Annotated in this window: 8 protein-coding genes; 3 read left to right on the top strand and 5 right to left on the bottom strand. The window is 73.0% G+C overall.

The window, feature by feature from the left end; translation table 11 throughout:
* Positions 1 to 178: 178 nt before the first annotated feature.
* Positions 179 to 1,153, bottom strand: a complete 975-nt coding sequence (locus ACFYNO_RS35170) for a magnesium transporter CorA family protein (protein ID WP_388021606.1) — start codon at positions 1,151 to 1,153, stop codon at positions 179 to 181.
* Positions 1,154 to 1,247: 94 nt separating this feature from the next.
* Here ACFYNO_RS35170 and ACFYNO_RS35175 point away from each other — a divergent pair, with 94 nt between their 5' ends.
* Positions 1,248 to 1,865 carry a PadR family transcriptional regulator gene (locus tag ACFYNO_RS35175; RefSeq protein WP_388021607.1) on the top strand — a complete coding sequence of 206 codons (618 nt, stop codon included), beginning with the start codon at positions 1,248 to 1,250 and terminating at the stop codon, positions 1,863 to 1,865.
* Positions 1,866 to 1,887: 22 nt separating this feature from the next.
* On the opposite strand, the gene ACFYNO_RS35180 is transcribed toward ACFYNO_RS35175, so the two are convergent.
* Complete coding sequence (locus tag ACFYNO_RS35180; RefSeq protein ID WP_388021608.1) at positions 1,888 to 3,057, bottom strand: alkaline phosphatase family protein; 1,170 nt, start codon at positions 3,055 to 3,057, stop codon at positions 1,888 to 1,890.
* Between the two features lie 293 nt (positions 3,058 to 3,350).
* Here ACFYNO_RS35180 and ACFYNO_RS35185 point away from each other — a divergent pair, with 293 nt between their 5' ends.
* Together ACFYNO_RS35185 and ACFYNO_RS35190 are read left to right on the top strand one after the other, a co-directional pair.
* A complete protein-coding gene (locus ACFYNO_RS35185) occupies positions 3,351 to 5,765 on the top strand; it encodes an alkaline phosphatase family protein (protein ID WP_388021609.1) in 2,415 nt (804 codons plus the stop codon).
* A 58-nt stretch (positions 5,766 to 5,823) separates the two neighbouring features.
* Positions 5,824 to 6,615 carry a GntR family transcriptional regulator gene (locus ACFYNO_RS35190; protein ID WP_388021610.1) on the top strand — a complete coding sequence of 264 codons (792 nt, stop codon included), beginning with the start codon at positions 5,824 to 5,826 and terminating at the stop codon, positions 6,613 to 6,615.
* Positions 6,616 to 6,661: 46 nt separating this feature from the next.
* On the opposite strand, the gene ACFYNO_RS35195 is transcribed toward ACFYNO_RS35190, so the two are convergent.
* The 3 genes from ACFYNO_RS35195 to ACFYNO_RS35205 form a co-directional block, all read right to left on the bottom strand.
* Entirely contained in the window at positions 6,662 to 7,981 is a 1,320-nt protein-coding gene (locus ACFYNO_RS35195) for a M1 family metallopeptidase (protein WP_388021611.1), read from the bottom strand.
* Between the two features lie 20 nt (positions 7,982 to 8,001).
* A complete protein-coding gene (locus ACFYNO_RS35200) occupies positions 8,002 to 11,862 on the bottom strand; it encodes a Pls/PosA family non-ribosomal peptide synthetase (protein ID WP_388021612.1) in 3,861 nt (1,286 codons plus the stop codon).
* Positions 11,863 to 12,185: 323 nt separating this feature from the next.
* A complete protein-coding gene (locus ACFYNO_RS35205) occupies positions 12,186 to 12,581 on the bottom strand; it encodes an SSI family serine proteinase inhibitor (RefSeq protein WP_388021613.1) in 396 nt (131 codons plus the stop codon).
* Positions 12,582 to 12,605: the final 24 nt, after the last annotated feature.

Consider the following 12,605-nt stretch of genomic DNA (forward strand, 5'->3'; position numbering starts at 1 on the left):
AGCAGGCGTCGAGCGGCCGCCCTGTCCGACCGGGCACCTGTCATCCGGGCATGGCGAGGAGCGTTGCGGAGAAGTTGCTCATCCGGGACGGTCTCCGGCTGTCCTCGATGATCGACAGCCCCCAGCCGTTTTCGCATGGGGGCTGTCGCGTTCCGGGCTGGCTGGGCCCGGCGGCCCGTCAGATCCAGTCGCGCCGCTTGAAGCTGAAGTACAGCACCACCGAGAGCACGATCATCAGCACCGTCGACGCCCAGAACCCCCACTGCGTGCCGAAGCCCGGGTACGGCACGTTCTGGCCGTAGAAGCCGGTGACGGCGGTCGGGACGGCGATGATGGCGGCCCAGCTGGTGACCTTCTTCATGATCATGTTCATCCGGTTGCCCTGGACCGTCAGGTTGGTCTCCATCACGGTGGTGACCAGGTCGCGCAGGGACTCGGTCCACTCGGTGGCGCGCAGAACGTGGTCGTAGACGTCCTGGTAGTAGGGCATCATGCCCTCGGTGACGACCTGGACGTCGCGCCGGATCAGGGAGTTGACGACCTCGCGCATCGGCAGGACCACGCGGCGGAGCTTGACCAGGCTCTTGCGCAGCTCGTAGGAGGTGCGCTGGACCTGCTGGATCTCCTTGGGGCTGTCCTCGAAGAGCAGGTCCTCCAGGTCCTCGATGCGCTCGTCGAGGACCTGGACCGCCCTGAAGTGGGTGTCGACCAGGTAGTCGAGCAGGCCGTGGACCAGGTAGCCGACGCCGTGCTTGGCCAGGTCGGGGTTGTCGTCCCAGCGTTCGACGATGTGCTCGATGTCGCAGTGCGGGCCCTTGCGGATGGTGATCAGGGCGTTGCGGGTGATGAAGGCGGAGATCTCGCCGGCGCTGATCGCGCCCGTCTCGGGGTCGATGGCGACGGTGTAGGCGGAGAGGAAGAGGTGCGTGCGGTAGCGGTCCAGCTTGGGGCGCTGGTGCTCGTTGCGGGCGTCCTCCACCGCGAGGGCGTGCAGGCCGAACTCCTCGGCGATCATCTCGAAGTCGGCGGACTCGGGGTCGCGCACGTCCAGCCAGACGGTGGCGCCCGGCTCGGCTATGTGGTCGGAGATGTCCTGGGCCGGGAAGTCCTCGAGCTTCAGGGCCCCGTCGAGGTACAGCCTGGTGCGCGTCATGGCGGACACCATAGCTTGCGTGTCAAGAAGAGTATCGGGGGAGCTCGATAGTTTCACTGCAACTAGTTTCGATGTGGGCAGTAGCATGGACGGCATGACCACCGCAGTGAAGAGCACCCCGCTCGGCCTCACCGTCCTCTCCCTGCTGCACTTCAAGCCGCTGCACCCCTACGGCATGCAGCGGCTGCTCAAGCAGTGGGGCAAGGAGCAGGTGGTGAACGTCGGTCAGCGCACCGGGCTGTACCGGGCGATCGAGCGGCTGCTCGGCGCCGGGCTGATCGCGGTGCGGGAGACCGAGCGCGACCAGCAGTACCCCGAGCGGACCGTCTACGAACTCACCGACGCGGGCCGGGGGACCACCCGGACCTGGCTGCTGGAGATGCTGCGCGCGCCCAAGCAGGAGTTCCCGGAGTTCCCGGTGGCGCTCTCCAATCTGATGCTGCTGGCGCCGGTGGAGATCGAGCAGGCGCTCGCCGCCCGGCTGGAGGCGATGCGGGCCGCGGTCGGGGCGCTGGAGCGGGGCATGGCCGAGACCGCGCGGTTCGGCGTGCCGAGGGTGGCACTGCTGGAGACCGAGTACAGCCTCGCCGTGGCCCGGGCCGAGGCGGGCTGGCTGGAGTCGGTGATCGCGGATCTGCGCTCGGGCGAACTGGTGTGGAGCGCAGAGGAGTTGCTGGCCGCCGCGGCCGCCAGCGAGGCGCAGGCCCCGTAGTGCGGGGCCTGCGCCGGCCGGGTCAGCGCGAGAAGAGCGAGCGCAGCGAGCCCGAGGTCCGGTGCGAGCAGGTGTTCTCCAGGCATCCGAGGTGCCAGAGCCGCTCGATGGTGGCCAGCACGGTGTAGTGGTCGGCGGAGGCGTTGGACTTCCTGCCGTTGTCGCCCTTGGAGTTGATCACGATCAGCGGGGCGTCGCCGCCGCCGAGGACGGTGCCGTTGGCGCCGACCGGGCTGCCGGGGCCGCCGGAGTAGCCGGAGTAGTCGTTCTCGTCCCAGCTGATCACGATGGTCGAGTCGCTGTGCTTCCAGGCCGAGGAGTTCATGATCTCCCCGACGGTCTGGCGCAGGTAGTCGTCACCGAGCCTGATCGCGCCGTGGTCCAGGCCCGAGTCGGGGTAGCCACAGGCGGGCAGGCCGATCAGCGCGGCGCTCGCGGGGGAGATGCCGTGCATGTCGTGGCACTGGTCGGGGCTGATCCAGGCGTAGTCCGGCACCTGGCCGGTGGCCAGGTCGTGGGCGAAGTTCTGGTCGAACGGGACGATCTTCTGCAGCCGCGGGTTGTTCGGCGAGTTGATGTCCGAGAAGTACATGAACGGGTTGTGCTTCTGCGCGTACAGCTTCACCGGGCTGCCGTTGAGCACCGGCGCGTACTCGCCCTGGTAGCCGGCCGAGGGCATCGACTGCATGTAGGCCTTCCAGCTGAGGCCCTTGTCCTCCAGCTGGTCGACGATGTTCCGGCCGCCGAAGAGGTGCGGCTGCGCGCCGGCGGCGGCGAACTGAGCGGGCGTCAGGGCGGCGGTGTCGGTGCCGTCGCCGGAGTCCGGCACGAACTCCTCGGGGGCGCAGGTGACGGCGGCGCCGGCCTTGCAGTCGTCGTAGATGCCCTGGAAGGAGCCGGAGATGGCGGCCAGGTAGTTGGGCAGGCTCGGGTGGGTGACGCCGTGGAAGTCGGTGGCCACGTTGTAGCGGTCGGCCAACTGGTTGATGTAGGGGGCGTCCTGGGTGTTGCCGATGATCTGGGAGACGCCGTGGTTCTCCATCATGATGTGGAAGATGTGGGCCGGACCGGCGTGGTGCCGGCCGTTCTCCAGCGGCGCCGCCGAGGCGGTCCCGGTGGCGACGGCGCCCAGCGCCACGGCCGTGGCGGCGGCGGTCAGTGCGGTCCTGCGGCCCATGCGTGCGCTACTCATCGTGTAGTCCCTCCCGTGGCGAAGCCTGCGGCGAGCACCCTCCCAGGCCCGGGGCGGCGGCGCGAGGCACTGGTCGTTAACGAGCCGTGAATGAGGCGCGACAAGTGGGTCGGGGGCGCTGGTCGGGCCGCGAACCGGGTGTCGTCCGTTCGCCCGGCCGACGCCGACCGTGCAACCGGCGGACCCTCGGTGTCCCCCCGCGTTCGGGAACAATCACCGCCGTGCGATTGGGCTAGCCCAATTGGACGGCCCTCGCACAGCCCCCGGCCAGACCGCCTGAAGGACGAACCGCCATGCGACGAACCGCCCTGCGACGATCCGCCCCCCTGCTCTGCACGGCGGCGGCCATCGCCGCCCTGATCGCCGCCCCGCAGAGCGCCACCGCCACCACCCAGAGCGCGAACCTGCTGCTCAACGGCAGCGCCGAGACCTCCCAGTGCAGCCCGGGCGGGTGGGAGGAGACCACCGTCCCGGGCTGGCAGCTGACCTCCGGCGACCCGGTGATCAACTGCTACGGCGTGCCCACCGGCGCCGCCGCCACCACCCCCGGCTCGCCCACCAAGGGCACCGCCTACTTCCAGGGCGGCTCGCGCGGCTCCTCGGAGATGACGCAGTCCACCGACGTCTCCTCCGCCGCCACCGCGATCGACGCGGGCGGCGTGCACGCCACCGTCTCCGGCTGGCTCGGCGGCGTCGGCGGCTACAACGACGCGGCCGCCGTCACCGTCACCTTCAAGGACGCGCGCGGCGCCGCCCTCGGCACCGCGGGCATCGCCCCGGTGCTGGCCGCCGACCGCTCCAGCACCACCGAGTTCCTGCAGCGCAGCACCACCGCCGCCGTCCCGGCCGGCACCCGCTCGATCAGCACCGCGGTCGACTTCACCATGACGGGCACCCAGAACGACGGCCTGGCCGACGACCTGTCGCTCACCCTGGACACCCCCGTCACCGCGCCGGCGCTCACCGTCCCGGCCTCCACGGTGCCCGGCTACGACCACGTGTTCTTCGTGATGATGGAGAACAACAACTACTCGGCCGCCTCCAACACGGTGGACGGCGGCGCGGGCGTGATCGGCAACCCGGCCGCCCCGTACATCAACAACACCCTGGTCCCGATGGGCACCCTGCTCACGAACTACCACGCGGGCACCCACAACTCCGACCCGAACTACGAGCAGATCGCCTTCGGCAACTCCTACGGCCGCAGCGCGCACTCCACCCCGGGCTCGAACTGCATCACCGACACCGCCTGCACCGCCACCAACAACGGCCTCGGTGACAACCTGGACGCGGCCGGCAAGAGCTGGAAGCAGTACATCCAGTCGCAGACCAGCAACTGCCAGACCACCAGCAGCGGCAACTACGAGAACGACGACGCGCCGTTCTACTACGCCGCGAGGATGAAGAACGACAACGCCTACTGCCAGGCCCACTGGCAGCCGCTGCCGCAGCTGCTGAACACCGACCTCGCCTCCGCCGCCACCACCCCGGCCTTCGTCTGGGCCGACGCCGACTCCTGCTACGACATGGAGGGCTGCGGCATCGCCTCCGGCGACACCTGGCTCGGCCAGACCCTGCCGACCCTCTTCAACTCCCCGGCCTGGACCCGGCAGAAGTCGCTGCTGATCGTCAGCTGGGACGAGGACGGCAGCAACGCGCCCGGCGGCTTCGGCCCGGGCCAGACCAACCAGGTGCCGACCATCGTGATCGGCTCCCAGGGCACCGTGAAGGCCGGCTACCAGGACGCCAACCGGTACGACCACTACAGCACCGCCCGCACCATCGAGGACGCGCTCGGTCTCACCGCCACCATGACCGACAACGACAAGTGGGCCACCCCGTACAACGAGGCCTTCACCACCGGCTCCCCCTCCACCGGCAACACCGTCACCGTCGCCAACCCCGGCACGCAGACCGGCACCACCGGCACCGCCGTCTCGCTCCAGCTCTCCGCCACCGACTCCGACGCCACCCGGTCGCTCGGCTACAGCGCGACCGGTCTGCCCGCCGGCCTGTCGATCGACGCGGGCAGCGGCCTGATCTCCGGCACCCCGACCACGGCCGGCAGCTCCACCGTGACCGTCACCGCCACCGACGCGACCGGCGCCGCCGGCTCGGCGAGCTTCGGATACACCGTCACCTCCGGCGCCCTCTACACCCTGCCGATCGCCAACGCCGACTCGGAGACCGGCTCCTGCGGCACCGGCGGTGGCGGCTACCCGGCCCAGGGCTGGACCGCGACCTCCAACCAGCCGCAGCAGGTCTGCTACGGCGCCCCGACCTACCCGACCACCGCCCAGGGCCCGAAGGCCCCGGCCACCCCGGGCAAGGCCTTCTTCGACGGCGGGCCGTACGCCTCCGCGCAGATGAGCCAGACCGTCAGCGTCTCCTCCCAGGCCGCGCGGATCGCCACCGGCACCCTGCCCTACAGCCTCTCCGGCTGGCTCGGCGGCTACAGCACCCAGGGCGACAAGGTCGGCCTGACCGCCACCTTCAAGGACGCCTCCGGCGCCTCGCTCGGCACCGCCACCCTGGCCGCCGTCACCCCGGCGATGCGCGGCAACGCGACCGGGCTTCTGAACGAGCAGGCCACCGGCACCGTGCCGGTCGGCACCGCCTCGGTGACCCTCACCGCCAGCTTCACCCGCGCGTCCGGCACCGACGACGACGGCTACCTGGACGACCTGTCGATGACCTTCGGCAGCTGACCCCACCCGTACGGACGGCCGGGGCCGCCCACCGGGCGGCCTCGGCTACGCTCGCTCCGTGCAGCGCCCTTCTCCGGAACCGACCGAACCCGCCCCGTCCCCCGGCCCGCTCGCCGCGGTCCGCGACGGGGTGCCGGAGCGCGGGGAGGCGCCCAAGTACTACCAGGTGAAGCAGAAGATCCTCGCCGTGCTGGACGAACTCGGCCCGGGCGGCACGCTGCCCACCGAGCGGGAGTTCGCCGAGCGGTTCGCCGTCTCCCGGATGACGGTCCGCCAGGCGATCCGCGAACTGCGTCTGGAGGGCCGGGTGCAGCGCAGCGGCCGCTCCTCGGTGGCCGGCCGCCCCAAGCTGGTGCAGCCGCTCACCCTGGCCAGCTACACCGAGGGCGTGCGCACCCAGGGCCTGCGCCCCGGCCGCCTGCTGGTGGTCTTCGAACGGCTGGCCGCCCCGCCCGCGCCCGCCGCCGGGCTGCGGATCGACGAGGGCGCGCCGGTCTACCACCTGGAGCGGCTGCTGCTCGCCGACGAGGAGCGGGTGGGCCTGGAGTCCACCTACCTCTCGGTGGAGCGGTTCCCGGCGCTGATCGAGGAGTTCGACCCGGCCACCTCGCTCTACGCCCACCTGCGGGCGGCCGGCGTGGTGCTGGCCGACGCGGACGAGCGGATCGAGACGGTGCTCGCCTCGCCGCGTGAGGTGCAGCTGATCGGCACCAGCCCGGCGCTGCCGATGCTGCTGCTCAGCCGGGTGACCCGGGACCGCGAGGGACGCCCCGTGGAGTGCGTCCGCTCGCTCTACCGCGGCGACCGGTTCAGCTTCACCGCCCACCTGACGGACCCGCGGACGCCCTGACGGCCCCGCTGGTCTCACGGCCCCGCCGGTCTCACGCCAAGCTGGTCTAACGGATGCGGGGCAGCGGCGGCAGCTCCGGCCGGAAGAGCCAGTCCTCCAGCAGCTCCAGCACCGCGCCGTACCGCTGGGCGTGCGCCAGGAAGTCGGCCGTGGTCACCACCCCGCCGCGCCGCGCCGCCGTCCACTCCCGCAGCATCGCACCGAAGGCGGCGTCGCCCAGCGCCCAGCGCAGCGCGTAGACGGCCAGCCCGCCGCGCTCGTAGACCCGGTCGTCGAACATCAGCTTGCGGCCGGGGTCGGCCAGCACCAGGTCCTGCGGCAGCAGCGAGAGCTGCGCGTGCGCCCGGGCCGCCAGCGCCCGGGCCGGCAGGCCGCCGGAGTGCTCCGACCAGGCCCACTCGGCGTACTTGGCGAAGCCCTCGTTCAGCCAGATGTGCCGCCAGTCGGCCACCGTGACGCTGTTGCCGAACCACTGGTGGGCCAGCTCGTGGGCGACCAGCCGCTCCGAGCCGCGCACCCCGTCCACGTGGTTGCGCCCGAAGACCGCCATGCCCTGGGCCTCCACCGGCACGTCCAGCTCCTCGTCGACCACGGCCACCGTGTACCGGTCGAACGGGTACGGGCCGAACAGGTCGGTGAAGTACCGCATCATCTGCGGCTGCCGGGCGAAGTCGGCGGCGAACGGCTCCACCAGCGGGCTCGGCACGAAGCCGGACTGCGGCACCACGCCGCCGTCCACCAGCAGCACCCGCTCCAGCGGGGCGATCGCCACCCCGACCAGGTAGCTGGGGGTCGGCGCCGACTGCTCGTAGACCCAGGTGGTGGCGCTGGCCCGGGTGGTCCGGGTGAGCAGCCGACCGCCCGTCACCACCGCGTACGAGGACGGCGTGGTGATCGACAGCAGGTAGGAGGCCTTGTCCGAGGGCCGGTCGTTGCACGGGAACCAGGAGGGCGCGCCGATCGGCTGACTGGCCGCCAGCGCACCGTCCGTCAGCTCCTCCCAGCCGAGCCCGCCCCACTGGCTGCGCACCGGCCTGGGGTTGCCGTTGTAGTGCACCTCCACCGTGAAGGCCGCGCCCGCCGCCAGCGGCCGGGCGGGCTTGACCCGCAGCCGGCCGGCCCGGTGCGCGTAGTGCGCGGCCCGGCCGTCCACCAGCACCCGGCCGATCCGGAACTCGCCCAGGTCCAGCGCGAACTCGCGCAGCACCTCGGGCCCGGCCAGCGCGGAGAGCCGCGCCGAGCCGCCCAGCCGGTTGGGGCCGGGCCGGTAGTCCAGCACCAGCTCGTAGCGGTGCACCCGGTAGCGCGGATCGCCGTGATCAGGGAAGTACGGGTCGAAGGACGGGTCCAACTGCTTCCGGCTCACCGCTCGGTCCACTCCCTGTATCACGCCTGCCAGGCCTCGATCGGGTTGCCCAGCCAGCGGGTGTCCGCCGGGACCGACTCGGCCCGCATCACCAGCGAGGCAGGCCCGAGGGTCGTGCGCTCGCCGATGGTGCTGCCGGGCAGCACGATGCCGCCGGGGCCCAGCGTGGCCCCCGCGCGGAGGTCCACAGTATCCATGCGCATGATCCGGTCGTGGAAGAGGTGGGTCTGCAGCACGCAACCGCGGTTCACGGTCGCGCCGTCACCCAGGGTGACCAGGTCCGCCTCGGGCAGCCAGTAGCTCTCGCACCAGACCCCGCGCCCGATCCGGGCGCCGATCGAGCGCAGCCAGGCCGTCATCACCGGGGTGCCGGGCACCGCGCCGACCAGCCACGGCACCGCCAGCACCTCGACGAAGGTGTCGGCCAGCTCGTTGCGCCAGACGAAGCCGCTCCACAGCGGGTGCTCGACCGGGCGGAACCGGCCGACCAGCGCCCACTTGGCCGCCGCCGAGACCACGGCGGCCAGCAGCCCGGCGCCCAGCAGCACCGCACCGCCGAGCAGCGCCATCAGCAGCGGCGAGCCGAGCGCGCAGAAAGCGGCCACGGCTAGCACCGCCAGCGCCACCGAGCAGAACACCGGCACCAGCCGGGCCAGCTCGACCAGGCCGCGGGCCCAGAGCAGCCGGGCCGGCGGGTCGTAGGTCTTGGACTGGTCGCCGCTCTCGGCGGCCCGGGGCAGCTTGACCGGCGGCAGGCCCAGGTAGGAGCTGCCCTTCTTGGCCTTCTTCGGGGTGGCCGACAGCACGCCGACCAGGCCCTTGTCCGGCACCGAGCGGCCCGGCGCGGTCATGCCCGAGTTGCCCAGGAAGGCCTTGCGGCCGACCTCGGCCCGGCCCACCCGCAGCCAGCCGCCGCCCAGCTCGTACGGGGCGATCAGGGTGTCGTCGGCCAGGAAGGCGCCGTCGCCCACCGTGGTCAGGCTGGGCAGCGCCAGCACCGTGGAGACCTCGGCGCGGCGGCCGATCTTCATGCCCAGCAGCCGCAGCCAGACCGGGGTGACCAGGCCGGCGTAGAGCGGGAAGAGATGCTCGCGGGCCTGGTCCATCAGCTGGCTGACCGTCCAGGCCTGCCAGCCCAGCCGCCCGTGCAGCGCGTGGTAGCCGGGGCGCAGGCCCAGGCTGAGCACGCGCACCGAGGCGACCAGCAGGCCGGCGTAGACCAGCCCGAAGACCAGCGCGGCGGGCGCCACGGCCAGCAGCGCGCCGCTCAGCGCCTCGTCCAGCCCGGCGTGCGCGGGCACGAAGAGCGAGGTCAGCAGCAGCGTCGGCACCGCGGCCAGCGGCCGCATCAGGGTCATGCCCAGGCCGGAGAGGCCGTAGGCGGCCGACCAGAACCGCTTGTGCGGGGGCCGCTGGCGCGGCCAGCCGTGCTCGGCCCGGCCCAGCTTGGCGGCGGGCGCGCCGCCCCAGCGCTGGCCGGTCGGCACCTGGCCGGTGACGGCCGAGCCGGGCGCGATCTCGGCCCGCTTGCCGACCCTGGCGCCGGGCAGCAGGGTGCTGCGGGTGCCGACCACGGCGTTGGAGCCGACCCGGACCTGGCCGATCACCAGGCGGTCGCCGTCCAGCCAGTAGCCGGACAGGTCCACCTCGGCCTCCACGGCGCAGCCGCGGCCGAGCTTCAGCAGGCCGGTGACCGGCGGCAGCGAGTGCAGGTCGACCTCCTCGCCGATCCGGCCGCCCAGCGCCCGCCCGTAGCGGTTCAGCCAGGAGCCGGAGAGCTCGTCGGCGCCGGCCGCCTCGGCCAGCCGCTCGGCGGCCCACAGCCGCAGGTGCACCGAGCCGCCGCGCGGGTACTCGCCGGGCCCGGTGCCGCGCAGCAGCAGCCGGGCGCCGCCGGCGGCCAGCGCGATCCGGCCGGGCGGACTGAAGAGCAGCGCGGCCGCGGAGCCGATCAGCCACCAGGAGGCGGTCGGCGCCCACGGGTAGGCGCCGAACCAGTGCAGCAGGTTGCCGAAGGCCAGCAGCGCGACCGACCAGCGCAGGCCGGTCAGGGTGAAGAGCGGCAGCAGCGCCAGCAGCTGCACCAGGCCGGCCCGGCGCGGGGTGGGCGCGATGGTCCGCCGGGCGCCGTCGCCCTGGGCGGAGCGCTCCAGGTGGCGGGCCAGCTTGCGCAGCACCGGCTGCTGGTAGATGTCCAGCACGGCCGCGGACGGGTAGCGGGTGCGCAGCAGGGTGGTCAGCCGGGCGGCGGCCAGGCTGCCGCCGCCGATCGCGAAGAAGTCGTTCTTGGCGCTGGTCACCGGCACGCCGAGGATCTCGCTCCACTGCTCGGCCAGCCAGGCCTCGGTGCCGTACAGCTGCTCGACCGGGCCGGTCGGCCCGGCGTCGGGCAGCGGCCAGGGCAGCGCGTTGCGGTCCACCTTGCCGGAGGTGCGGGTGGGCAGCTCGTCCACCAAGGCGAGCAACGGCACCAACGCGGCCGGCAGCTCCTCGCGCAGCCGGGCGACGGCCTGCTCGCGGTCGAACTCCCCGTCGACCGCCAGGTAGCCGACCAGCAGCTGGTTGCCGCCGCGGGCGGTGCGCACGGCGGCCGCGCCGCCCTTCACACCGGGCAGCGCCTGGAGGGCGGCGTCCACCTCGCCGAGCTCGATCCGGCGGCCGCCGAGCTTGATCTGCTCGTCGGCGCGGCCGAGGAAGACCAGGCCCTCCTCGTTGGCCCGGACCAGGTCGCCGCTGCGGTAGGCGCGCTGCCAGCCCAGCGAGTCCAGGGGCGCGTACTTCTCGGCGTCCTTCTCCGGGTCCAGGTAGCGGGCCAGGCCGACGCCGCCGATCACCAGCTGGCCGCTGCCGCCGATCTCCACCGGCCGGCCGGCCTCGTCCACCACGGCCAGCTCCCAGCCGTCCAGCGGCAGGCCGATCCGCACCGGGCCCTCGCCGCCCATCAGGGCGCCGCAGGCGACCACGGTGGCCTCGGTGGGCCCGTAGGTGTTCCAGACCTCGCGGCCCTCGGTGACCAGGCGCTCCACCAGCTCGGGCGGGCAGGCCTCGCCGCCGAAGATCAGCAGCCGGACGTCGCCCAGCGACTCGGCCGGCCAGAGCGCGGCCAGCGTCGGCACGGTGGAGACCACGGTGATCTCCTGCTCGGCCAGCCAGGGGCCGAGGTCGGCGCCGCTGCGCACCTGGGAGCGGGGGACCGGCACCAGGCAGGCGCCGTGCCGCCAGGCCAGCCACATCTCCTCGCAGGAGGCGTCGAAGGCCACCGAGAGGCCGGCCATCACCCGGTCGCCGGGGCCGATCGGCTCCTCCTGGAGGAACATCGCGGCCTCGGCGTCGACGAAGGCGGCGGCGGAGCGGTGGCTGACGGCGACGCCCTTGGGCCTGCCGGTGGAGCCCGAGGTGAAGATGATCCAGGCGTCGTCCTCGGGGCGCGGCTCGGCGGCCGCGGCGCCGCTCGGCGCGAGCACGGTGATCTCCCGGTCGGCGCCGATCACGGCGGTCACGGCGGCCTCGCCGAAGACCAGGTCGGCGCGCTCCTGCGGGTCCTCGAAGTCGACCGGCACGTAGGCGGCACCGACGGCCAGGGTGGCCAGGATGGCGATGTAGAGGTCGTTGCCGCCGGAGGGCACCCGGATGCCGACCCGGTCGCCGCGGCCGACGCCGGCAGCGGCCAGGCGGCGGCGCAGGCCGGCCACCTCGGCGGTCAGGGCCTGGTAGCTGAGCCGGGTTCGGCCGTCGTCCAGCGCGGGCTCGTGCGGGTGCGCCGCGGCGCTGGCCGCCAGGACCTCCACCAGGGTGCGCGGTGGCGCGGCCGGGCGGGCCGCGAACACGGCCGGCCGGGCGACCGGCTCCCGCTGCCCGTCCCCGGTGGTGATCTGCGTCATGACTGCCATGCGGACCTCGTCCCTCGACCCCGCCCGGCCGCCCGCGTTCCCCCTTGTTGACCTGCGCGTTCTCGGCGGGTCGTGGAGCTCGCGGCAAGGCCGGGCACAACAACCCGATCGAGTTTAGTCCGATCGCGGAGTAATCGGAGGATCACCCGTTCGGGTCAACTTGGCCCATTCGGAGCAGAACTGACGCTGCATCAGCTTCCAGGGGCGTTGTATGGCAGAAGGATTGACGGACCGTCAGTCGAATTGACGGTCTGTCAGGTCGATTTTTCGAATGTGACCCAGGCGACACCGGGTCGGGTGTGTCTCGGCCGTTTCTAGAGGCGGAAGGCCGGATCCGTCTTGCTGTGCAGCTCGCAGACGTTGCCGAAGCGCTTGCTCCAGCGCACCTCGCGGTCCAGCCAGCGGCCGGTCGCGGCGGCGGTCACCGGTGCGTAGAGCTGGTAGCAGAGCATGCCGGGCGAGCCGGCCAGGCGGTCCGGATCGCCGTCCGCCCGGTCCAGGGCCGCGCAGGCGCCCGCGGCCTGCGGGTGGCCGCCGCCGCTGGGGTGGCAGAGCAGGACGGTCCGGCCCAGCGGGGAGCCGTCGGCGGCGGTCAGGGTGAGCGTCAGCTCGGAGTCCGCGACGGCGGGGCGTGCCTGGGCGGGGGCGGGGACGCCCAGCAGGGCGAGTGCGGCGGCGGCCAGCGCCGCGCGGATGCGCAGGGAGATCACCCGCACAGGGCTATCACCGGCCGG

This window comes from Kitasatospora sp. NPDC006697, assembly GCF_042869935.1.
GTDB lineage: Bacteria > Actinomycetota > Actinomycetes > Streptomycetales > Streptomycetaceae > Kitasatospora.